We start from the raw sequence: 23202 nt of genomic DNA, 5'->3' as shown, positions 1-23202 counted from the left end.
TCCACCGATCGCGGGCCGCGCCTGGTTATATTTAGTGGATCACCGCGTTCTAGGCTTGAGTATTATTAGCTCCTTTCGTGGGTTGACCGGACCCTCCGGCCCTTCTCGCTTCTTCGCTGAGCCCGTTTCGCCAACCTCACCCCGAGGGACCGAATCGGGCGTTTCACGTGAAACCAAACCCTCCAGGCACCCACCCGGCTCCGAACTGAAGAAGCCCCACAGGCCATTGGCCTGTGGGGCTTCCTTCTTGTGCGCGAGGGGGGATTTGAACCCCCACGTCCCTAAGGACACTGGCACCTGAAGCCAGCGCGTCTGCCGTTCCGCCACTCGCGCATGAGTGGTGTTTCCAGACTCTCACTTGCTTGCTGAGCGCCTGGCGACAAACGGAAGATTAGCACGCTGGACAGGGTGGATTCACATCCGTTTGTTTCGCCGAACGCCCGAAGGGAACCGGGAACCCGGAGCCGCCTCCCCCCACTCCTCCTGAGTGCACCCAAGGTGCGGGACACTGTCAGGAGGCCGCCTCTACGATCCGTGTGAGGGGGGACACTCATCCACAGTGCAGACAAGGGGAACCAGCCGATTTCCCGACGCGTGGATACGATCAGTAAGCAGTACAGGGACGACGACACCGGAGGAGGTGCCCCATGGGAGTCATGAAGCGTTTCGAGCAGCGTCTCGAAGGTCTGGTCAACGGCACCTTCGCCAAGGTGTTCAAGTCCGAGGTCCAGCCGGTCGAGATCGCCGGTGCCCTCCAGCGGGAGTGCGACAACAACGCCACCATCTGGAACCGCGAGCGGACCGTCGTCCCCAACGACTTCATCGTCGAGCTCAGCGCCCCCGACTACGAGCGTCTCAGCCCGTACTCCGGCCAGCTGGGCGACGAGCTCTCCGGGCTTGTCAGGGACTACGCCAAGCAGCAGCGGTACACCTTCATGGGGCCCATCAAGGTCCACCTGGAGAAGGCGGACGACCTCGACACCGGCCTCTACCGGGTGCGCAGCCGCACCCTGGCGTCGAGTTCGTCACAGCACGACCAGCCCGGCCAGGGCGGCCAGGGCGGCCAGCAGGGATTCCAGAGCCACCCGGGACAGCAGGCGGCACCGCCCGCCCGCCCCGGGCCCGGGCGCCCCCAGGCCCCCGGCGGCTACGGCTACCCGCCCAGCTCCCCACCGCCCATGCCCGCGGCCCCGCCGCCGGGCGCCGCCAGGCACGGTGGCGCCGCCCCAGGACCCGACCGACGTCCGCCGGCCACCCCCAGCCCCCTGCCGAACGCGCAGGTGCGACGCTGGATCGAGATCAACGGCACCCGCCATCAGATCTCCCGGCCGACGCTGGTGATGGGACGCAGTACCGACGCCGACGTACGGATCGACGACCCCGGCGTCTCCCGTCGGCACTGCGAGATCAGAACCGGAACACCCTCGACGATCCAGGATCTCGGGTCCACCAACGGCATCGTGGTAGACGGGCAGCACACAACCCGCGCTACGCTCCGCGACGGCTCGCGGATCGTCGTGGGCAGCACCACCATCGTTTACCGGCAAGCCGAAGGGTGAAGCGGGGGCAATGTCAGAGCTGACCCTTACGGTCATGCGGCTAGGATTCCTGGCTGTTCTGTGGCTGTTCGTGATCGTGGCCGTCCAGGTCATTCGAAGTGACCTGTTCGGAACGCGCGTCACGCAGCGCGGCTCACGCCGCACTGCTGCTGACGCACGGCCTCCACAGGCACGCCAGACCGCTGCGGCACCGCCGCAGCAACGCCAGCAGCCCGGCCGCCAGCGCCGGGGAGCACCGACCAAACTGGTCGTGTCCGAGGGGACGCTCACCGGCACCACGGTGGCTCTCCAGGGGCAGACCATCACGCTGGGCCGGGCCCATGATTCAACGATCGTGCTGGACGACGACTATGCGTCCAGCAGGCATGCCAGGATCTACCCCGACCGTGACGGCCAGTGGATCGTCGAGGATCTCGGGTCCACCAACGGCACGTATCTGGACCGGACCCGTCTCACCACCCCGACGCCTGTTCCGCTGGGCGCGCCGATCCGGATCGGCAAGACCGTCATCGAGCTGCGGAAGTAGTACGACAATGAGCGAGCGGAGCGAGCGAGCCGCGGTGGCCCGGGCATCGGACCCGGCCGGGCTCCCGACCGGAGGGTGGGCAGTGTGGCTCGAGACCGGCTGTACCCCGAACCGACGGGCGAGGTGCGCATGAGTCTTTCCCTGCGCTTCGCCGCCGGATCGCACAAGGGCATGATCCGCGAGGGCAACGAGGACTCCGGCTATGCCGGACCGCGTCTGCTCGCCATCGCCGACGGCATGGGCGGCCAGGCAGCCGGTGAGGTCGCGAGCTCCGAGGTGATCTCCGCGCTCGTCCAGCTCGACGACGACGTACCCGGCTCCGACATCCTCACCTCGCTCGGTACGGCGGTCCAGCGGGCCAACGACCAGCTGCGCATGATGGTCGAGGAGGACCCCCAGCTGGAGGGCATGGGCACCACGCTCACCGCGCTCCTGTGGACGGGTCAGCGCCTCGGCCTCGTACACGTCGGCGACTCACGCGCCTACCTGCTGCGGGACGGCGTCCTGACACAGATCACGCAGGACCACACCTGGGTACAGCGGCTGGTCGACGAGGGCCGGATCACCGAGGAGGAGGCCACCACCCACCCGCAGCGCTCCCTGCTGATGCGCGCGCTGGGCAGTGGCGACCACGTCGAGCCCGATCTCTCCATCCGTGAGGTCCGGGCCGGCGACCGCTATCTGATCTGCTCCGACGGACTCTCAGGTGTCGTCTCCCACCAGACGATGGAGGAGACGCTCGCCAGCTACCAGGGCCCGCAGGAGACCATCCAGGACCTGATCCAGCTCGCTCTGCGCGGCGGCGGTCCGGACAACATCACCTGCATCGTCGCCGACGTCCTCGACGTGGACGGCAACGACAGTCTGGCCGGTCAGCTCAATGACACCCCGGTCATCGTCGGAGCCGTCGCGGAGAACCAGGCCGCCCAGCTGAACGACGGCGGCGCCATGGAGACCCCCGCCGGACGCGCGGCCGGTCTCGGCCGCCCCGTCCCGCCGCCCGCGGGCGGCTTCGGCCCTCCCGGCAGCGGCGACGACGTCGGCTACGACGGGATGCCGGACGGGTCCTTCGGGTCCTACTCCGACGACGACTTCGTCAAGCCCGGCGGCCGTAAGTGGCTCAAGCGGTCCCTGTACATCGTGCTCGCCCTGGCGGTCATCGGCGGCGGTCTGTACGGCGGCTACCGCTGGACCCAGACCCAGTACTTCGTCGGCGCGAAGAACGACAACGTCGCGCTGTACCGGGGCATCAGCCAGAACCTCGCGTGGGTCTCGCTCTCGAAGGTCGAGACGGACCACCCCGAGATCGAACTCAAGTACCTCCCGCCCTACCAGCGCAAGCGGGTCGAGGCGACGATCGCCGAGGGCAACCTGGCCGACGCCCGCCGGAAGATCACCGAGCTCGCCACCCAGGCCACGGCCTGCAAGAAGGACGCACAGCGCCGCGCAGCCGAGAAGAACGCCCCCAGCGACGAGGGCCAGGCCGGCGGTACGGACACGGACGCCGCCAAGACGTCCGCGACGTCCGGCACCACCAAGACCAAGCAGACTTCAGCGACTCCCACTCCTGGTCCCAGCCTCTCGGAGGAAGAGAAGAAGCTGGTCCCGCAGTGCGGTAAGCAGTAAAGCCGTAGGGGGCCTTCAGCACCATGAGCGTTGTCACCAACACGACCACGATCGGCGCGATCGACGCACCGAGCCGGCGCAACACCGAACTGATGATGATGGTCTTCGCCATCGCCATCTCGGTGTTCGCCTACGCCAACGTGGGACTTGCCATCGACGGCAAGATCCCGTCGGGCATGTTCGGATACGGGGCGGGGCTCATCCTGCTCGGCGGCGTCGCCCATCTCGTGGTCCGCAAGTTCGCTCCGTACGCGGATCCGCTGCTGCTGCCTCTGGCGACCCTGCTCAACGGGCTGGGGCTGGTGCTGATCTGGCGGCTGGACCAGTCGCAACGGCTGATCGACCGTGCCGAATACCTGTACGGGGCGTACAGCCCGGATGCTCCCAAGCAGCTCCTGTACTCGGCGATCGGTGTCGCTCTCTTCGTCGCCGTGCTGATGATCCTCAAGGATCACCGCATCCTTCAGCGCTACACCTACATCTCGATGGCCGCGGCGCTGGTCCTGCTGGTCATCCCGATGTTCTTCCCCGCGGTGAACGGCGCGAAGATCTGGATCAGCCTCGGCCCGTTCTCCATCCAGCCGGGTGAGTTCGCCAAGATCCTCATCGCCATCTTCTTCTCCGGCTACCTCATGGTGAAGCGCGACGCACTGGCCCTGGCCAGCCGCCGTTTCATGGGGCTGTACCTCCCGCGCGGACGCGACCTGGGCCCGATCATCACCATCTGGGCCCTGTCGATCCTGATCCTGGTCTTCGAAACCGACCTCGGTACGTCGCTGCTGTTCTTCGGTCTGTTCGTCGTCATGCTGTACGTCGCCACCGAGCGCACCAGCTGGATCGTGTTCGGTCTCGGGATGTCGGCGGTCGGCGCGGTGGGTGTCGCATCCTTCGAACACCACGTGCAGGACCGTGTGAACGCCTGGCTCGACCCGTTCTCCAAGGCGACGATGGCGCAGAGCGACCAGATCGCTCAGTCCCTCATGTCCTTCGGTTCCGGCGGCACACTCGGCACCGGTCTGGGCCAGGGCCACTCGGACCTGATCATGTTCGCGGCCAACGCGGACTTCATCCTCTCCACCGTCGGCGAGGAACTGGGGCTGGCCGGAATGATGGCCGTCCTGCTGATCTACGGTCTGATCGTCGAGCGGGGCGTCCGCACGGCGCTCGCCGCCCGCGACCCCTTCGGCAAGCTGCTGGCGATCGGCCTCTCCGGCGCCTTCGCGATCCAGGTCTTCGTGGTGGCCGGCGGTGTCATGGGACTCATCCCGCTGAGTGGTATGACCATGCCGTTCCTCGCGTACGGTGGCTCGTCCGTTCTGGCCAACTGGGCGCTGATCGCCATCCTCATCCGGATCAGCGACACCGCCCGCCGCCCCGCCCCCGCCCCCGCCCCGTCCTCCGACGCCGAGATGACCCAGGTGGTCCGCCCGTGAACAAGCCCCTGCGCCGGATCGCGGTCTTCTGCGGAATCCTCATCCTCGCCCTGCTCGTCCGCACCAACTACCTCCAGTACGTGAAGGCCGACGAGCTCAACACCCGCGACGAGAACCGCCGCGTCCGCATCGAGCGGTACGCGAACGAGCGCGGCAACATCATCGTGGACGGCGGCAAGTCCGTCACCGGGTCCGTCGAGACCAAGAGCGGCGACTTCAAGTACAAGCGGGTCTGGCAGAACGGCCCCATGTGGGCCCCCGTCACCGGCTACTCCTCGCAGGCCTTCGGCGCCACGCAGCTCGAAAGCATCGAGGACGGCATCCTCACCGGCAACGACGACCAGCTCTTCTTCGACCGCACGATGTCGATGTTCACCGGTGACAAGAAGCAGGGCGGCAACGTCGTCACCACGCTCAACAGCGCCGCCCAGAAGGCCGCCTTCGAGGGGCTCGGGAGCAAGAAGGGCGCGGTCGCCGCCCTCGACCCGCAGACCGGTGCCATCCTGGCGCTCGCCAGCACGCCCTCGTACGACCCCTCGACCTTCGCGGGCAACTCGGACAAGGACTCCAAGGCCTGGCAGAAGCTCCAGAAGGACAAGGACAAGCCGATGCTCAACCGGGCATTGCGCGAGACCTACCCGCCCGGCTCGACCTTCAAGGTCGTCACCGCGGCAGCCGCTCTGGAGAACGGGCTCTACACCGACATCGACGCGGCCACGAAGTCGCCGCTGCCGTGGCGCCTTCCGCTGACCACCGGAAAGCCCCTGGCCAACGAGGGCAACATCCCGTGCGAGAACGTCTCGCTCCGGGAAGCCCTGCGGATGTCGTGCAACACGGTCTTCGGCAAGATCAGCGATGACCTGGGCAACCAGAAGATGATCGACGAGGCCGACAAGTTCGGCTTCAACAAGGAGATCTTCACCCCGGTCCGCTCCGCCGCGAGCATCTACCCCAAGGACAACCGCCCGCAGAACGCCATGGCCGGCATCGGGCAGGCGTCCAACCGTGCCACCCCGCTCCAGATGGCCATGGTGGCCGCCGCGGTCGCCAACGACGGCAAGCTGATGCAGCCGTACATGGTCGCCAAGCGCCAGTCTCCCGGCCTGGACGACATCTACACCCACGAGAAGGAGCAGCTCAGCCAGCCGCTCTCGGCCGAGAACGCCCAGAAGCTCCAGCAGATGATGGAGACCGTCGTCGCCAGCGGCACGGGTGGGAACGCCAAGATCCAGGGCGTGACCGTCGGCGGCAAGACGGGTACCGCGCAGCACGGCCTCAACAACAGTGAGAATCCGTACGCCTGGTTCATCTCGTACGCGAAGACCGACAGCGGCTCCCCCGTCGCCGTGGCCGTGGTCGTCGAGGACAGCAAGGCGCTGCGCGACAACATCTCCGGTGGCGGCCTGGCCGCCCCCATCGCAAGGGACGTCATGAAGGCAGTCATCGACAGCGAGAAGTGACGCCGCTCACACCGGGCACCGTATCTGCACATTGGGATACCGGTCAGGTATCAGGTATTGCCTGCGGGCTGATCACGTAGTGCGCGGCCGGTAGCGTATGCGCGAACAGCACACCGCCGGACCGCACACCGGTGCGGTCAGGACTGACGGAGAGGGCTGGAACAGTTATGGAAGAGCCGCGTCGCCTCGGCGGCCGGTACGAGCTGGGCTCGGTGCTCGGCCGTGGTGGCATGGCCGAGGTCTACCTCGCCCACGACACCCGGCTCGGCCGCACCGTAGCTGTGAAGACGCTCCGGGCGGACCTCGCCCGCGACCCGTCCTTCCAGGCCCGGTTCCGCCGTGAGGCCCAGTCCGCCGCCTCGCTCAACCATCCGGCGATCGTCGCGGTCTACGACACCGGTGAGGACTACGTCGACGGGGTCTCGATCCCGTACATCGTCATGGAGTACGTCGACGGGTCGACGCTGAGGGAGCTGCTGCACTCCGGTCGCCGACTGCTGCCCGAGCGCACCCTCGAAATGACGGTCGGGATCCTCCAGGCGCTGGAGTACTCGCACCGCGCCCAGATCGTCCACCGCGACATCAAGCCGGCGAACGTCATGCTGACGCGCACCGGCCAGGTCAAGGTCATGGACTTCGGCATCGCCCGCGCCATGGGCGACTCCGGCATGACGATGACCCAGACCGCGGCCGTCATCGGCACCGCCCAGTACCTCTCCCCGGAGCAGGCCAAGGGTGAGCAGGTCGACGCCCGCTCCGACCTGTACTCCACCGGCTGCCTCCTCTACGAACTGCTGGCCGTCAGGCCGCCGTTCGTCGGGGACTCACCCGTTGCGGTGGCCTACCAGCACGTGCGGGAAGAGCCTCAGCCGCCCAGCAACTTCGACCCCGAGATCACGCCCGAGATGGACGCGATCGTGCTGAAGGCCCTCACCAAGGACCCCGACTACCGCTACCAGTCGGCCGACGAGATGCGCGCCGACATCGAGGCCTGCCTCGACGGTCAGCCGGTCGCGGCGACCGCGGCTATGGGCGCGGCTGGTTACGGCGGCTACGGCGGTTACGACAACGACCAGCCCACCACCGCCCTGCGGGCCGCGGACCAGCACGGCGCGCAGACGTCGATGCTGCCGCCGGTCAACCCGGACGACGGCGGCTACGGCTACGACGACCGCCCCGACCGCCGCCGGCAGAAGAAGGGCAACACCTCGACGATCCTGCTGGTCGTCGCGGGCATCCTGGTGCTGATCGGCGCGATCCTCATCGGCAAGGCGGTCTTCGGCGGCGACGGCGACAGCGGCGACGGCACGTTCAAGGCGCCGAACATGGTCGGTTCGACCGTCAAGGAAGCGCAGCTGCTCGCGGACAACACCAACACCGTCCTCAAGCAGGGCCCGAAGGAGGAGTGCGAGGAGCAGCCCGCGGGCAAGATCTGCCGGCAGACGCCGACGAAGGACCAGACGGTCTCGGAGGGCGACACCATCACGGTCTTCGTCTCCAGCGGTGCTCCGAAGGTCAGCGTCCCGGACGTCACGCAGAGTTCCGAGGAGAACGCGCGCAAGGTCCTCGAAGATCAGGGATTCACGGTCACCGTCAACTCGGTCGAGTCCGCCGACGCGACTCCCGGGACCGTCCTGGACCAGACGCCGAAGGGCAACGCGAAGGCGGAGAAGAACTCCGAGGTCAAGCTCTCGGTCGCGACGGAGAAGCTGATCTCGATGCCGCCCGTGGTCGACCGCAAGTGGGATGACGCAGTCGCTCAGCTCACCGGAAACGGTTTCAAGAACATCGGCAGGTCCGAGGTCGACAGCGAAAAAGAAGCGGGCACCGTGGTCGAACAGAACCCGACGGCCGGCGAGAAGGTGGGCAAGGACACCGCGATCATCCTCAAGGTGTCCAAGGGCCCGCCGCAGCCCGCGACGGTCCCCGTGCCCGACGTCAGGATGAAGAAGGTCTCACAGGCCAAGCAGGAACTGGCCCAGGCCGGCTTCGCGAACATCCAGTTCGCGGAGGGCAACTCGGGTGACGACAACGCCATCGTCACCGGCAGTGACCCGCAGCCGGGCACCCAGGCCGACCCGGCCGCCACCACCATCACGCTCACCACCATGGGCGGGAACGGGAACGGGAACGGCAACCTCCTCGGCGGCAACGACGGCCGCTAGCCGGCGTTCATGGCACAACGCAGGGCCCCGGTCACCTCAACGGTGACCGGGGCCCTGCGTTTACCGGGGCCCTGCGTTTACCGGTACCCGGATCAGAGCAGCTCCGCCGGCTTCGTACGGTCGCGGTCGACCTTCTCCGTACGCACCAGCTCGCCCCACACGATGTAGCGGTACTTCGACGTGAAGACGGGCGTGCACGTCGTCAGCGTGATGTAGCGGCCGGCCTTCTTCGCTCCGGAGCCCTTCGGGACCGACTGGAGCACGTCGACGTTGTACTTCGACGTCTCGGGAAGCTCCTTGAAGACCTTGTAGACGTACCAGGTGTCCTTGGTCTCGAAGACGATCGCGTCCCCGGTCCGCACCTTGTCGATGTTGTGGAACTTCGCCCCGTGGCCGTCGCGATGAGCGGCCAGGGTGAAGTTGCCCTCCTTGTCCGAGGGGAGCGCCGACTTCACCGGATCGGTGTAGTAGCCGGCGATGCCGTCGTTGAGGTTCTCGGTGTCGGTGCCCTTCTTGACGAGCACCTCGCCGTTCTTCATCGAGGGGACGTGGAGGAAGCCGATGCCGTCCTTGGTGTCCAGCGCGCCCGGGCCGCCGGCCCAGCGGTCGCGGACGGTTTCGCTCTGCTTGGTGGCCTCGCGGTCGGCGAGCACGTTCGTCCACCAGAGGGAGTAGACGACGAAGAGCCCCAGCACCAGGCCTGCGGTGATCAGGAGTTCACCGAAGACGCTGACGGCGGTCGCGACGGGATGACGGCCCCTGGGCCGCACCGGCGGCGCGGACTCACCGGTCTGCTCTTCGTCCTCGGTCCTCGCTGCCACCGCACCGCCCCTGTCGTGATGTCGTTCGGCCCGCTCAGTCCAGGAGCGCGTCGGGCTTTCCCTTGCTGCGCGGCCGTTCGTCGACCATCTTGCCCCAGACGATCAAACGGTACGTACTCGTGAATTCGGGCGTACAGGTCGTCAGGGTGATGTATCGCCCGGGCTTCTTGAACCCCGACTGCGGCGGCACCGCCCCGATGACCGACACGTTGGACGGTGAGGTCTGGGGAAGGACGCTCGTCATCTCGTACGTGTAGTAGGCCTCCTGCGTCTCCACCACGATCTTGTCTCCGGGGGTCAGCCGGTTGACGTAGCGGAACGGTTCGCCGTGCGTGTTGCGGTGGCCGGCCAGGGCGAAGTTGCCCTGTTTGTCCGAGGGCATCGCCGTACGCAGTGGTTCCTCGCCGTAGTGCCCGACCATCCCCCGGTCGAGGACCTTCTCCTTGCTGATGCCCTCGGCGATCGGCGTGACCACGTCGAGTTTCGGGATGTGGATGATGGCGAAGCCCTCACCCGGCGCGAACGCTCCCGGGCTGCGTTTGCCCTTGGCCCAGTCGTCCTGGATCTTGTGCGTCTCCTTGCCGGCGATCTGTTCGGCGCGCACGTTCGTCCACCACAGCTGGTAGGTGACGAACAGCAGCATCAGAACGCCCAGCGAGATGAACAGCTCGCCGACCACCCGGCTGACGACGACCGCGGGGCTGTCCTTGGCCGCCTTGGCGGCCCGTCGCGCCTCGACGCGTGACATCGGCTTCGGGGGGGTGCCGGCCGTGCCGTCGGCCGCCGCCGGCGCGGGCTCCGGCTGCCCTTCGCCGCGCCTGCGGCCCCGGCCCTTCGCCGCGCGGCGCCGCTCGGCCCGGCCTCCGGTGGCCGGAGTGGAGGCGTCCGGTTCGTCGGCGTCCCCCGACCCGTCTGCCCCTGAATCGCGTTCCGGTTCGGGGCGGGGAGTCACCACCGGCAGGACGGCGGTCGCCGCCCCGTCGGCGACGAACGCGCGCCGGGTGTCCGCCGTCCGCAGCGCGACGGTCTCGTCGGTGAGCCGGAGCGGCTCCACGGGCGGAGCCGTGGGCACTGCGTCGGGCGGAGCCTGCGCGGGCTCCTGGTGGCCGCACCAGTCCCGTTCGTAGCCCTCGGGGTCGTACCACTCCCGCGGAGGGTCCTGGGCCGCCTGCGGCCCGTGTGGCGCCTGCGTCGGCCCCGCCCCGGTGCCGGCTTCTGCCGCCGCTGCGCCGTCCGCGTCCGCCGACGCGGCGGGAACGCTCTCCGCCCGGAACCACGGCGAGGCGTGATGCCCCGGCAACGGATCGTTCAGCGGGTCCGCCAAGTGGTCCACCGCGGCCTCGAACGCACCCGCCTCGAACCCAACCGGTTCGTACGGGCCGTCCCGTCCGGCGTCGGAACCGTGGCGGGGTGGCGTCACGCGGCGGCCTTGCCCACCACCGGCGCGAGTCCCGCCGACCTCTCGACGGCTCCGGTGTCACCGCACTGCGCCAGCCAGTTCGCCAGCATCAGATGGCCGTGCTCGGTGAGCACCGACTCCGGATGGAACTGCACTCCCTCGACCGCCAGCTCCCGGTGGCGCAGCCCCATGATGATGCCGTCGGCCGTCCTGGCGGTGACCTCAAGCTCCTCGGGAACCGTGTCCGGCTCGGCGGCGAGCGAGTGGTAGCGGGTCGCCGTGAACGGTGAGGGCAGACCGGCGAAGACGCCCCTGCCCTCGTGGAGCACCGGGGACGTCTTGCCGTGCAGCAGCTCGGGGGCACGGTCCACCACTCCGCCGTACGCCACCGCCATCGACTGCATGCCCAGACAGACACCGAAGACCGGGACGCCGGTCGCCGCGCAGTGCCGCACCATGTCGATGCAGACGCCCGCGTGCTCGGGGGTGCCGGGTCCGGGCGAGAGCAGGACGCCGTCGAATCCGTCCTGGGCGTGGGCCGTGGTCACCTCGTCGTTGCGGAGCACCTCGCACTCGGCGCCCAGTTGGTAGAGGTACTGGACGAGGTTGAAGACGAAGCTGTCGTAGTTGTCCACGACCAGGATGCGGGCGCTCATCGAACGGCCCCCATCGCGCTCGCTCCGTCGCCGTCCACCGTCACGTCGCCGAACGGAAGCAGCGGCTCCGCCCACGGGAAGACGTACTGGAACAGGACGTAGACGACCGCCAGGGCGAGCACGAGCGAAATGAACCCTCGCACCCACGCGTTGCCCGGCAGATGCCGCCAGATCCAGCCGTACATGCTGACCCCTCCATTCGGTACGGGACCAGACTAGAGCCTGCCCCGAGAGCCGTGGGTCAGCTGTGGAAAGCCGCCGGTCTGCCGGCGGTCACGGGCTGCGTCGCATCCAGGTGCGCCCAGGCGATCAGCCGGTGGCTGCTGCCCCACTCGGGCTCGCAGGTGGTCAGTGTCAGATAGCGGCCGGGCCCGTCGAAGCCGGACTTGCGGGGGACCGGGTCGATGACGCCGACATCGCTCGGGACGGTGCGGTACGGCTTCTTGTCGATGCGGTACGTGAACCACGTCGTCCCGTCCGTCACCAGCACCGCGTCACCGGGGCGCAGCTTCGGGAAGTCCTTGAACGGGTCGCCGTACGTACGCCGGTGGCCGGCCACCGCGAAGTTCCCTGTCTCACCGGGTCCTGCGGTGCCGCGGTAGTGGCCGAGACCCTTCTGCAAGGTCTTGACCTCGGTGTTCTCCAGGACAGGCCGCTCCCAGCTCTTGCCGAAGCGGGGTATGTAGAGCATCGCGAACGGCTTTCCGTCGCGGAGCGCCCTGGCGGCCGGGGCCTTCGGAGCGGGCGGTTTCGGTGACGCCGACGCGGACGGTGCGGGAGCGGGTACGGCCACCGCCTCCTGCGCCCACTGCTTCTGCAGGTCGTCTATCTGCCCCTCGGTGGCGCCCGCGGCCTTCACCCCGGTCCAGAACAGGACGTAGACCACAAAGAGGATGATCAGGGCGCCCGCGGTGATGCACAGCTCGCTGAACGTCCTGACGATCAGTCGCACCGACACCGGTCGGCCTCCCCGCAGCTGCTCGCTATTTCACCGGCTCCGCATAGTGGAGATCCACTGTGCCCGAGTAGCCGGGAAGAGTCACCGCCCCGTACTCGTCGACTTTCCAGCCGAGCCCGTACGCCTTCACGTACAGCAGGTAGTTCTGGATCGCCGGGGAGGCGTCGAGGGCCCCCTTCAGCTTTCCGGGATCACCGACGGCGGTGATCTTGTACGGCGGCGAGTAGACCCGCCCCTGGAGGATCAGGGTGTTGCCGACGCAGCGCACCGCGCTGGTGGAGATCAGCCGCTGGTCCATGACCTTGATGCCGCGGGCGCCGCCCTGCCACAGGGCGTTGACGACCGCCTGCAGGTCCTGCTGGTGAATGACCAGGTCATTGGGTTGCGGATCGGGGTAGCCGGGGCTCGCGGTGGCGTTCGGCGGGGCGTCGTCGAGCGTGACGGAGACCGCGCTGCCGGAGAGCTTCGAGGTGCCCGCGGCGCGCTCCAGCGCCTTGAGCTTGGCGTCCTCCGCCTTGGTGCTGCCGTCGTCGCGCTGGGCGAGGGTGTCGATCTCCTCACGCACGGAGGCGGCGGACTCGTCCAGGGCGGCATTCTTCTCGCTGCGTTCCTGAATGAGATCGGAGAGTTTCAGCAGCGAGGAGTCCGTACGGATATTGGTGCCCTTGGCGGTATTGGCACTGGTGACGAAGATGAGGCCCGCCAGGGCGAAAACGGCAGCGGTGAGCACTTTGGCCGGATGCCGGAAGGTGCGCCGGACCGGCCCTGGGGGAGAGTCGGCAGAATTGCTCAACGTACCCTTATCTCCTTCGGTGCCACGGAAGCACTACGCTAACGGACGCCCGGGGGAGGCAGCATTCCCCCTCGCGCCCAGCCCCGGCGCCAGCCACAGTTCCCTGCGCGGTCACGCAGCGCATCGACAGGAGAGTTCCTCGTGCCGAAGTCACGTATCCGCAAGAAGGCCGACTTCACGCCCCCTACGGCGAAGCAGGCAACCAACATAAAGCTGACCAACCGCAGTTGGGTGGCGCCGGTGATGCTGGCGCTGTTCCTGATCGGGCTGGCCTGGATCGTCGTTTTCTACGTGACCGACGGCGACCTGCCGATCTCGTCGCTGAGGAACTGGAACATCGTCGTCGGCTTCGGCTTCATCGCCGGCGGCTTCGGCGTCTCGACCCAGTGGAAGTAGCTCCGAAGACCGCGTAGGACCACAGCGGGCACCCGTCCCGCAACCCTTGCCCTGAGTTACCCACAGCGTTATCCACAGGCGGGGGAAAAGGTCAGACGATCTGTGGATAACTCCTCGGCCGTTGACGCCGGTGTGACTGCAGCCGGCCCCGATGCGGGCGGCACGCCCCTTGTCCTTGCTGGAAAAATCCAGCTCAGCGACAAGGGGCACAGTTATGTCCGCAGGATGCACAAGATCGTGTGCACGCTGTGGACAACTTCGATCACAAACGGTCCATATCGGGCTTACGGCTTGCGTGGCGTCGCCACTTATGTCAACGCGGCCGTTCTGGCGACCACGATCAGGACCACCACGGCCAGGGCCACGGCACAGGTGCCGTACTGCACGAGATTCCGCCGCTCACGCGGGGCGTGCACCATGCCGATCGCGATCAGCGTGCCGGCGACCAGCCCCCCGACATGCGCCTGCCAGGCGATTCCGCCCCAGGGGTTGAAGGTGATGACCAGGTTGATCGCCAGGAGCATGAAGACCGGGCGCATGTCGTAGTTCAGCCGGCGCATCAGCACCACGGTGGCACCCAGCAGGCCGAAGATGGCGCCCGAGGCGCCCAGCGAGGGCTGGTTCGGCGCGGCAAGCCAGTAGGTCAGGGCGCTGCCCGCCAGCCCGGAGAGCAGATAGAGCGCGAGATAGCGGGCGCGGCCGAGCGCCGCCTCCAGCGGACCGCCGAGCCACCACAGACCCAGCATGTTGAAGGCGATGTGCCACACCTCCTGGTGCAGGAACATCGACGTCACCAGCCGGTACCACTGGCCCTCCGCGACGCCTTCGGGCGGGCCGCCGGCGTAGAAATTGGCCCGGCCCAGCAACGCCAGGTCGTTCACCAGAGTCTCGTTGGCCAGCACCGCGATGAACACCGCGACGTTGATCCCCAGAAGGATCTTGGTGACCAGCCGGGGGTCGGCCGCGACCGTGCCGCCGGCGATCGTGCGCGGCCGGCTCGCGGCCGGGTGGTGTCCCGTACCGGACCCCTGGCGCACACAGTCCGGGCACTGGAAGCCGACCGAGGCGCTGACCATGCAGTCAGGACAGATCGGGCGGTCGCAGCGAGTGCAGCGGATCGCCGTCCCGCGGTCCGGGTGCCGGTAACAGCTGACCGGACCGTCGACGGGCTGGGTCGGGTCCTGGCCGCCCGGCGGCTGCTGGTCCATCGGTCCCATCACTACCGGTCCCCTCGGTCCTCGTCGTGGCAGAGCACGCACGGCACCGCCCTGCGCGTCCGCTCTCATATCAAGTACGGACGGACAGGGCGGTTGGTTCCCGGCGGAAGGACCGGAGGGTGACCGGACGGTGACGCCGGGCGATCAGCGCTTCTCGACGACGACCGACTCGATGACCACGTCCTGCACCGGGCGGTCGGTGCGGTCGTTGGTCTGGGTGGCCGCGATGGCGTCCACCACCTTCTGGCTCGCCGGGTCCGCCACCTCGCCGAAGATGGTGTGCTTGCCGGTCAGCCAGGCGGTCGGCGACACCGTCACGAAGAACTGCGAGCCGTTGGTGCCCGGGCCCGCGTTGGCCATCGCCAGCAGGTAGGGCTTGGTGAAGGCGAGGTCGGGGTGGAACTCGTCACCGAACTCGTACCCGGGGCCACCGGTTCCGTTGCCCAGGGGGTCGCCGCCCTGGATCATGAAACCGCTGATGACCCGGTGGAAGACGGTGCCGTCGTAGAGCCGGTCCTTGGACTTGGCCCCGGTCGCGGGGTGGGTCCACTCGCGCTCACCGGTGGCGAGCTCGACGAAGTTCCTGACCGTCTTGGGCGCGTGGTTCGGCAGAAGCCGGATCTCGATGTCGCCCTGATTGGTCTTCAAGGTGGCGTAAAGCTGCTCGGCCACGATCTGCCTTCCGTAAGTCTGCTCTGACGTCAACCGATCCTCGCACGGACCACCCCGCCCGGCGCCCGGCCCGGCTGCGCCACACACCCCTTGCACCATTGCGCCCCCTCCCGGGCCGCCGCCGGCCCCCTCCCGGGCCGCCCGTCGGAGGGTTCCCGCACCGGCCGCAGGATGCGGCACGGGAAGACACACGGCCAAGTGCGTGACGAACCGACGCGTGGCGGGCCGAACCGTGGCATTGTCGTCGGCAGGCTCCCCTTGCACCTGCTTGCCCCGTGGCATCCCCGATGGCCTGAATGACCCGGATGCCCGCCCCGCGTGCCGCACAGGTCCCCTGCAGGCATGATCTCGAACTGGGTGGAAAGGCGGAGTATCTACCCGCCACCAAGGAGGAGGATCCCGTGACCCGCATCGACAGCGTGCGCGCCGCAACCGACTCGGCGAGGGACAGCGTGCAGCACGCCGCGGTAGTGGTGGCGCCCTACGCCGACTCGGCCAAGGAACAGGCCGTTCACTATGCGCACGAGGCCCGCACACTGCTCGCGCCGAAGGTGTCGAAGGCAGCACAGCAGGCCCGTGTCCAGTACGACGCGCACCTCGCACCACGTCTCGAACTCGCTCTCGCACACGTGCCCCCCAAGGTCGACGAGGCTGCGCAGCGTGCCGCGCTGCGCACCCGCCAGGCCGCCCGGAGCGCTGCGGACTACACCGTCCCCCGCTTCGAGCACGCCCTCGCCACCGCACAGCCCGTGGCCGAGGAGGCCACGGCCCGCAGCGCGGCCGCACTGGCCGCTCTGCGCGGGCAGGTAACGGCGAAGGAGATCAGGAAGCTGGCCCGGAAGCACGAGCGGCGGGCCAAGTGCGGCCGTGCGTTCAAGGGGCTGGCCGTGGCCGGACTCCTTGCGGGCGGCGCCTACGCCGTCTGGCGGTGGTGGGACAAGCAGGCCAACCCCGACTGGCTGGTCGAGCCCCCCGCCCCCACCGAGGTCGACGACCGTGACCCGCTGACCTCGGTCGACGGCAGCGGCCAGACGATCCTGGACCCCGAGGTCCGGGCCAAGCAGTCCGATGCGGAGGCGGAGGGACTGGACGCCCCGGACGGACAGGACCCGGACGACCGCCCCTGACCGGCCGGTGGTTTCCATTCCCGCAGCCGGACAGCACGCCGAACGGGCGCCGGAAGACCCTGAGGTCTTCCGGCGCCCGTTCGGCGTGTACTAAGCGCGGCGGCTGCGCCGGGACTCTCGCAGCTGACCGGCGCCGACGACCGCGTACAGCACGACCACCACTCCGAGTACCAGGTAGAGCCAGTCGAAGGACTCGCCCCTGAAGAGCGCGGCCCATGCCCCGTAGCCCCCGACGGACCCGGCGACCACCAGCAACACCGACGCGCCGATGCGCAGCACCCGCGCAGCCCCGGGCCTCCGGTCCTTGATCAGCTCGGCTCCCGCGCCGAGCGCGACCACTGCGGCGAAGACGTGGTGCGGCTCCGGACGCCCCGACACGACCACGTCCACCAGGTTGATCAGGGCTCCGATCGAGCCGACGACCAGGGCACCCTGCGACATGCGACGGCTCATCGATCCCCCGTTTGACTGTCGGACCACCATGGCAATAGAGCCTCATTGTCGCAGGTCAGCCCAGGGTGAGCGGGTCCGGCCGTGAGCGGCGGGTGAGCGGGTCCGGCCGTGAGCGGCGGGAACCGGACCGGGCTCTAGCGCCGAGCCCAGTGTTCAAGCAGTGCCAGGAGCGCCGGTGCCGCCGCTCCCGCCACTCCGAGCAGGACCCGGCGGCGGGCCTCCTGCCACAGCGGCCGGGGCCGGACCCCTCCTCCGTCCCCCGCCGCGCCCGGCACGCGGTCGGGTTCGGGCATCTCTTGGTTACGGCACATGGGCAACCTCTCGGGTCTGACGGGCGGATGGCCGCCGTACCGGAGCAGCGGCCCGGTACGGCACCCACACCCTGGCGACGCGTACCGGCGCATCCCGCGGAACCCGGGTGTACCGGGCAGCCGGCGAACTACTCTGCTGGTCGACGCCACCACGGGACATCGCCCGAAGCGCCCGTTACGGGTGGCCCGGGCAAGGGGGAAGGCGCACACGCATGGGTTCGGCCGAAGGGCGCGTGTGGGAGTTGCTGAGCAGACTGCGTCAGCGTGCGGAGGCCCACCGGAAGGCTCAGGGACTGCCGTCCAGCCAGAGCACGGTGGAGACGGCGCTCAAGGCGGCATCTGCTCCTCCCGGCGCTCGGGGCTTCTCCAGGAAGCGGATCAGCGACTGGGCGCCGCGGGACGCGGACGCCTTCAAGCTGCCCCAGTCGGGCAGCGACGACAAGGTCCTGGCCCTGGCAGCCCTGTGGGCCGACTGGGCGCAGGAGCCTCCGCCGGGACGCGAGCTGCGGAACCTGCTGGAGAAGGCCCGCGACGAGCAGGCGCGAGAGCGCCGCACGCCCTCGGAGGAACAGCCGGACGAGGAATCGGTATCGGACCTGACCGCTGAGCAACTGGAAGTGCACGCGGCTCCCTTGCCCGCGGCACAGCACCGGATGTTGCCCGCCCTGTCCCCGTACCTGAGCCGTGACCTGGACGCGGAGGTACGTACCCGGATCAGGGAGGCACTCTCCGGCAGGTCGTCAGCCCTCCTGGTACTGACCGGGGAGTCTTCGACCGGAAAGACGCGCGCCCTGTACGAGGCGGTGCGTGAGGTAGCCCCGAAGCAGCCGCTGCTACGGCCCGCAACCGCGCAGGACCTGCTGTCGCTGCTCGCCGATGGCACGGTACGTCCCGGAACCGTGCTGTGGCTGAACGAGTTCCAGCGGATCCTTTACGACGGCGAGGGTGAACGGGCCGCAGCCCAACTGCGGCTGTTCCTGGACCGGCATCAGGGAGTGGCGGCCGTCGCCACCCTGTGGCAGAACCCGTACTGGCAGGAGCTGACTGCGCAAGGAAGGCCCCGGGACCCTCATCCCCATGCACGGGCCCTGCTCATCGGCGCCCATGCGCACCGGATCCGCGTGCCGGGCGAGCTGTCTCCCGAGGAGCGGGACCAGTGGCGCAGGCTTGCCGAGCACCACGGGGACGACCGCCTGAAGTACGCCGAGCGGGCCGGCGCGCAGGACGGGCGCATCGTGCAGCACCTCAGCGGCGGCCCGGAACTGCTCGACGCCTATCTGAGCGGTCCCGGCGACCACTTCACGCGCCATGAGCACGCGTTGGTCACCGCAGCACTCGACGCCCACCGGTTCGGCCACACCGCCCCGCTGCCCGCGGCTCTCCTGGCGCAGGCCGCCGACGGCACGCTCGCCCCGCACCACCGGGCGGCGCGCGAGGACTGGGCGGCGCCCCTCCTTGACGCGCTGGCCGGTGGCGAACGGGAAGACGGCACTCGTACCGACATCCGCTGCACTCTGACACCGCTGAGGGCCCGACGGGACGCCGCCGGGAGCCCACCCCTGTACGAACCCACGGACTACCTGCGCCAGCACGTCCCCGGCGTCCGTGTCGATCAGGCGGGTTCGGCCGCGCTGTGGAAAGCCCTCTGCCGTCACACCACGGACGTCGCGGTTCTCGAAGGGCTTCAGAAATCCGCTTGGGAGCGCGGCCTCTTCCGGTACGCCCTCGACCTGGACCGCAAGGCTGCCCTCGCGGGCAGCGGCCATGCCCTGATCCGGATCGTCGAACGCACCGCGACGCACCCGGCCGCCGGCGCGTTCTCCCGCTGGGCAGCGGAACAGATCGACCTGTCCGAGCAGCATCAAGTGAACCGGCTCTTCGCAGCGCTGGGTGCGGCAGGAGCACAAGGAGCGATGGACACGCTCGCCCGCAGGCTGGTCGATCGGACCGACCCGGGGGATGCGTGGGCTGTCGGGTCCCTGGCCGCGCACCTGTCGGACCTGGGAGCCTCTTCCGAGATCATCCACACACTGGTGGACGCGCTGACGCTCCGGGCCGATGAGCTCGCCCCTCGTGCGCTCGCCCTCGCCCTGCCCCGGATCGGAGGAGTCGCGAAGGACAGTTCCTTCCGCTCGCTGGCGCAACGCGCCGTCGACGGCCTCTGTCTCGTCCCGGGCGACGTGGGGGCGGTCAATTCCCTCATCCGGGCTCTGAAGGCGGCCGGTGCCTCCGATCTCCTGGAGTCCTTCGCGAGCCGAGCCGTCACCGCTGCCAGGGACATGGACCCCGACGAGCTGCCGCTTCTGATGAAGGAGCTGTGGCAGGCAGGGGCCGAGACGGCCGTACGGTCACTGATATCCCTGGGACCCGAGTCCCGGACCGGGCTGACCGATGTCTCCCTCGCGCTGAGCCTGCTGCAGGTCCTGCACGAGGCCGGGGCCGACGACGCCGTCCGGGCGCTGTTGAACCGCGGCCCGGCACGGCAGGTCGAACTCGCGAACCCGGATGATGTCTACAGCGAGAGCGGCGTCTGCGAATTGCTCGGCCTCCTCCAGGAGATGGGCGCCATGAACGAATTCGCCGTTCTGGCCGATCGCGCCTCGGCCGGGATCGGCCTGGACGACCCGGGAGTCATCACCACGATCCTGGAACTGCTGCACTCGACCGGCCATGAGCAAGCCCTGTCGAAGCTGCTGCGGCGGGACCTGCCCGCTCATCTCTGGTACGAGAATCCGCGGGAGGTCCAACCCCTGCTCACGGCTCTCCGCAGCATCGGAGCAACCGATGTGTTCGAGGCCGTGGCGGAGAAGCTTGTCGACGACGTCGACTGGCACGTGTCCGAGTTTCTGCAGGAGGCCGTCGAAGTCCTGGTGGAGGTCGGCGCCGAGCGCGCCGTCGACGTGTTCGTGGCACGCGCCAAGGAGGAAGCGGGCACGGGACACGGGCTGCTCTCGGTGCTCGCCCTGTCCGAGGGGGGCGCCCCGGAGGCAGCGCGGGAGCTGGCTGAGCACAGCGTCGCTCAGTCCACCGACACGGACTTGGACGACGTCAGTCTCCTCGCGTGGTACTGCCACACCGCTGATGCGCCGGCCGCCGTGACGAAGCTGCTCGACCGAGGCCTCGTGGATCGAGCCGATGTCGCCTTCGCCATGGAACCCGACGCACATTCGACGCTCCTGGAGATCATGAGTGCCGTGGGGGCGGACGAAACCGCCCGCTCCTTCGCCGAGCGTGCCGCTGACGGCATCGGCCTCGACCACACCATGGCAGTCGCTTCCCTGCTGACGGCCCTGAACGCCGCGGGGCTGTCCGGCCCGCGCGACGTCCTCGTCGAGCGCGCTGCGGGTGCGAGCCTCCGGCACCCGAACAGCGTGACCCGGCTCCTCGAAGCGCTCATGGAAGCCGGAGCGGACGAGGTGGTACAGGATCTTCTGGACCGGGACCCCGCCTCGCAGGTCGACCTCAACTGGGGAACCCCCGCCTGCGGTGAACGCCTCCTGGCCGCCCTTCGGAAGGCCGGCTCCCGCACGACCGAGGACCTCGCCCGCCGGGCCCGGGCAGCAGGGTGTCTCCCCGTGGAATCGCTCCTGCCGTACGGCCTGGACACCGACGGCCGTCCCGCCGTCCCGTGGTCCTGGAGCTGGTAGAAGCCGGCCGCGGTCATCCACCGCACCGCCTCGGTGTGCTGGACGACCGAGGCGGACTCCGGAAAAACCATTGCCTCGTGGCGGCGCGCCAGGATACTGATCCAATGGCGGCAACTGATCTTCACGAAGCCCGCTCGGCCCTGCGCGCCGGTCGCCCTGCCGCTCTCCTGGGCCTGCGCGAGTGTTCCTGGCTGGACGCCAAGCGCGAGCCGTACAGACTCAGGGAACCCAAGCACGTCGAGGAGCTGGCCAAGGACGTCGCGGCGTTCGCGAACACGTCCACCGGCGGGCTGATCGTGATCGGTATCGGCACGCGTGCGGAAGACGGGGCGGAGATCCTCGAACGGCTGGTGCCCTTCGACCGTTCCTCGGTGGACACGAAGCAGTACAGCGACCTCGTACGGGAACGCGTCACGCCCGCTCCGCGAGGGGTCACCGTCGCGTGGAGCGACTGCGACGACGGCTCGTCCGTCTTCTTCATCGACGTACCGGAGCAGCCACCGGCCAACTTCCCCTACGTCGTCGCAGCCCCGGTCGGCAAGCCGGGCAGGGTGAACCCCTCCACGGTCGCGGTGCCGATCCGCGAGTCCGACCACACCCACTGGCTGCCGAGGGAGGAGATTCACCGCCTCCTGCACAACGGGTGGACGGCGGCGGGGATGCCCGGCCTCGAGAGCCTGACGCAGATGGTGCAGGAGGCGGTGTCCCGAACGCATGACGAGTCCTTCGCGGCGCTTCCCCGGATCGGTCAGGGGATGGAGGCCGGCACAGCGGACTTTCAGGCCGCATATGCCGCCCTGAGGCGCAGGACTCCCGTGGGGGCGGCGATGTCAGAGGTGTTCTGGGACAGCGAGGGCCGCGGTGCCTTTCAGCACTTGGCCCCCGCGTCGCCTTCCCACCCTGCCTGGGTGCTGTGCAGCGTCCCCTCCCGACGGGCGATGGCCGTCGCGCAGCCGGTCTGGGACGCGCTCATGGCCGCCGGCGGAGGCACGACCACCACCATCGGGTACCCCGAAACCGGGACCGACCGGAGTCTCGGACCGGTTGTCTTCGACGAGGACGTCAAGGCCGTCGACGTGACGGCAGGGAAGTGGGGACCCGGACGTCTGGTGCGCCGTGGCGCGCACACGTGGATATGGGAGCCGAAGCCGGGCATCGGCTTCGGGATCACTCGTGGAGCCAGGGACTGGACGGGCGAGGTTCAGCCTCCGCAGCTCCGGCTCCGGGCGCTCGTCACGCTCCCGCTCGCGAACGCCTCCGAGCTGGAGATCACGGCGAAGGCGCGCCGTGATCTCGTGAACTCCGATTCGCTCGGCGTCCTCACGGGTGTGGTGGCCCAACTGAACGAGCACCGGGGACGGTCGGGCACCGCTTCGTGGCCGGCCACCGCTTCGGGGTGGGAAGCGGGACCGCACCGGAACGCGTTGAATTCGGCGAGCTACTCCAGCACCGTTCCGTTCATCCGCGGCTCGATCGCGACCATCGAGGCCATGGTGGCCCTGCCGCACTCGCTCGATTCAGCGCTGGTGACGTGTGTCGATCTGCGGGTGGACGGCGTGGACGGGTGGCATCGGACGAGAACTCCACCACCCATCGGCCAGTACTCCGACGAGGAGCTTTCGGGCACCCGTATCACCCTGGAAGAGGTCGTCGCGATCCTCTTCGCCGGCTGGGCGATCGCGGCGTCGACGCTGCCGACTCTGGCCGGGGTGAACCTGGACACACCACAGTGGACGGGTCCCCCCACGGTCGAGTTGAGGCTCAGTGCGGAACGCCCTTGCAGCGAAGCGGAACCGGATCTCAAAGAGCTGATCGACTTCTCCCGGTTCGGGCCTGCCGGCCGGCAGGCCCTGCCCGGCATGGCGGTGACCGTGACCGCGCCACCGCGCATGGATGAAGAGGCGCGGCTGCTCCTCGTCAGGCAGGCACTGGTGCGCATGGGACAGGCCTTCGGCTTCATCGAGGCCGAAGAGCTGTGAACGG

General features: G+C 68.8%; 19 protein-coding genes and 1 tRNA gene. 10 read left to right on the top strand and 10 right to left on the bottom strand.

All coding sequences use genetic code 11. The features are described from left to right. Window positions 1-250: 250 nt before the first annotated feature. Window positions 251-333 (bottom strand) — tRNA-Leu (locus tag ABT025_RS01320). A 314-nt stretch (window positions 334-647) separates the two neighbouring features. Here ABT025_RS01320 and ABT025_RS01315 point away from each other — a divergent pair. The 6 genes from ABT025_RS01315 to pknB all read left to right on the top strand — a co-directional run bounded on the left by ABT025_RS01315 (window position 648) and on the right by pknB (window position 8769). Then, window positions 648-1559, top strand: a complete 912-nt coding sequence (locus ABT025_RS01315; RefSeq protein WP_350988465.1) for an FHA domain-containing protein — start codon at window positions 648-650, stop codon at window positions 1557-1559. A 10-nt stretch (window positions 1560-1569) separates the two neighbouring features. Then, window positions 1570-2085, top strand: a complete 516-nt coding sequence (locus ABT025_RS01310; RefSeq protein WP_266780367.1) for an FHA domain-containing protein FhaB/FipA — start codon at window positions 1570-1572, stop codon at window positions 2083-2085. A 129-nt stretch (window positions 2086-2214) separates the two neighbouring features. Further along, window positions 2215-3711, top strand: a complete 1497-nt coding sequence (locus ABT025_RS01305) for a Stp1/IreP family PP2C-type Ser/Thr phosphatase (protein ID WP_350988464.1) — start codon at window positions 2215-2217, stop codon at window positions 3709-3711. 23 nt (window positions 3712-3734) lie between these two features. After that, entirely contained in the window at window positions 3735-5144 is a 1410-nt protein-coding gene (locus ABT025_RS01300) for an FtsW/RodA/SpoVE family cell cycle protein (protein WP_326737385.1), read from the top strand. Continuing rightward, the gene (locus tag ABT025_RS01295) at window positions 5141-6604 is read left to right on the top strand and encodes a peptidoglycan D,D-transpeptidase FtsI family protein (protein ID WP_350988463.1); all 1464 of its coding nucleotides are present in this window, start codon (window positions 5141-5143) and stop codon (window positions 6602-6604) included. The genes ABT025_RS01300 and ABT025_RS01295 overlap by 4 nt, the downstream gene beginning before the upstream one ends. 167 nt (window positions 6605-6771) lie before the next feature. Next, the gene (pknB, locus tag ABT025_RS01290) at window positions 6772-8769 is read left to right on the top strand and encodes a Stk1 family PASTA domain-containing Ser/Thr kinase (RefSeq protein ID WP_350988462.1); all 1998 of its coding nucleotides are present in this window, start codon (window positions 6772-6774) and stop codon (window positions 8767-8769) included. Between the two features lie 92 nt (window positions 8770-8861). Here the strand turns inward: pknB and ABT025_RS01285 are convergent, their stop codons facing one another. Genes ABT025_RS01285 through ABT025_RS01260 form a run of 6 tightly spaced genes read right to left on the bottom strand, consistent with a single transcriptional unit; the run spans window position 8862 to window position 13396 of the window. Next, window positions 8862-9590: a class E sortase gene (locus tag ABT025_RS01285; protein ID WP_350988461.1), complete on the bottom strand. Its 729-nt coding sequence runs from the start codon at window positions 9588-9590 to the stop codon at window positions 8862-8864. 34 nt (window positions 9591-9624) lie between these two features. Further along, on the bottom strand, window positions 9625-11010 hold the full coding sequence (locus ABT025_RS01280; protein ID WP_350988460.1) for a class E sortase: 1386 nt from the start codon (window positions 11008-11010) through the stop codon (window positions 9625-9627). Beyond that, window positions 11007-11645 carry an aminodeoxychorismate/anthranilate synthase component II gene (locus tag ABT025_RS01275; RefSeq protein WP_350988459.1) on the bottom strand — a complete coding sequence of 213 codons (639 nt, stop codon included), beginning with the start codon at window positions 11643-11645 and terminating at the stop codon, window positions 11007-11009. The genes ABT025_RS01280 and ABT025_RS01275 overlap by 4 nt, the downstream gene beginning before the upstream one ends. Then, a complete protein-coding gene (locus ABT025_RS01270) occupies window positions 11642-11830 on the bottom strand; it encodes a hypothetical protein (protein WP_350988458.1) in 189 nt (62 codons plus the stop codon). The genes ABT025_RS01275 and ABT025_RS01270 overlap by 4 nt, the downstream gene beginning before the upstream one ends. Before the next feature lie 56 nt (window positions 11831-11886). Beyond that, window positions 11887-12603 carry a class E sortase gene (locus ABT025_RS01265; RefSeq protein ID WP_350988456.1) on the bottom strand — a complete coding sequence of 239 codons (717 nt, stop codon included), beginning with the start codon at window positions 12601-12603 and terminating at the stop codon, window positions 11887-11889. A 25-nt stretch (window positions 12604-12628) separates the two neighbouring features. Next, complete coding sequence (locus ABT025_RS01260; RefSeq protein WP_350988454.1) at window positions 12629-13396, bottom strand: DUF881 domain-containing protein; 768 nt, start codon at window positions 13394-13396, stop codon at window positions 12629-12631. Between the two features lie 141 nt (window positions 13397-13537). Here ABT025_RS01260 and crgA point away from each other — a divergent pair, with 141 nt between their 5' ends. Continuing rightward, on the top strand, window positions 13538-13792 hold the full coding sequence (gene crgA / locus ABT025_RS01255; protein ID WP_350988452.1) for a cell division protein CrgA: 255 nt from the start codon (window positions 13538-13540) through the stop codon (window positions 13790-13792). A 308-nt stretch (window positions 13793-14100) separates the two neighbouring features. Here crgA and ABT025_RS01250 read toward each other — a convergent pair whose 3' ends face one another. Together ABT025_RS01250 and ABT025_RS01245 are read right to left on the bottom strand one after the other, a co-directional pair. After that, window positions 14101-15000, bottom strand: coding sequence for a rhomboid family intramembrane serine protease (locus ABT025_RS01250; protein ID WP_350988501.1), 900 nt, complete (start codon window positions 14998-15000; stop codon window positions 14101-14103). Window positions 15001-15153: 153 nt separating this feature from the next. Next, window positions 15154-15681 (bottom strand): peptidylprolyl isomerase, encoded by a 528-nt coding sequence (locus ABT025_RS01245; protein ID WP_350988450.1) that lies wholly within the window; start codon window positions 15679-15681, stop codon window positions 15154-15156. Window positions 15682-16082: 401 nt separating this feature from the next. Here ABT025_RS01245 and ABT025_RS01240 point away from each other — a divergent pair, with 401 nt between their 5' ends. After that, on the top strand, window positions 16083-16808 hold the full coding sequence (locus ABT025_RS01240; protein ID WP_350988448.1) for a DUF5324 family protein: 726 nt from the start codon (window positions 16083-16085) through the stop codon (window positions 16806-16808). 90 nt (window positions 16809-16898) lie between these two features. On the opposite strand, the gene ABT025_RS01235 is transcribed toward ABT025_RS01240, so the two are convergent. Continuing rightward, on the bottom strand, window positions 16899-17249 hold the full coding sequence (locus ABT025_RS01235) for a hypothetical protein (RefSeq protein ID WP_350988446.1): 351 nt from the start codon (window positions 17247-17249) through the stop codon (window positions 16899-16901). 535 nt (window positions 17250-17784) lie between these two features. Between ABT025_RS01235 and ABT025_RS01230 the strand changes: the two genes are divergently transcribed. Both ABT025_RS01230 and ABT025_RS01225 read left to right on the top strand, forming a co-directional pair. Next, window positions 17785-21219 (top strand): hypothetical protein, encoded by a 3435-nt coding sequence (locus ABT025_RS01230; protein WP_350988444.1) that lies wholly within the window; start codon window positions 17785-17787, stop codon window positions 21217-21219. 104 nt (window positions 21220-21323) lie between these two features. Next, complete coding sequence (locus ABT025_RS01225; RefSeq protein ID WP_350988442.1) at window positions 21324-23198, top strand: RNA-binding domain-containing protein; 1875 nt, start codon at window positions 21324-21326, stop codon at window positions 23196-23198. Window positions 23199-23202 lie beyond the last annotated feature (4 nt).

The organism is Streptomyces sp. NPDC002809 (assembly GCF_040295435.1).
Lineage (GTDB): Bacteria > Actinomycetota > Actinomycetes > Streptomycetales > Streptomycetaceae > Streptomyces.
This window is presented reverse-complemented; position numbering and strand designations above follow the sequence as displayed.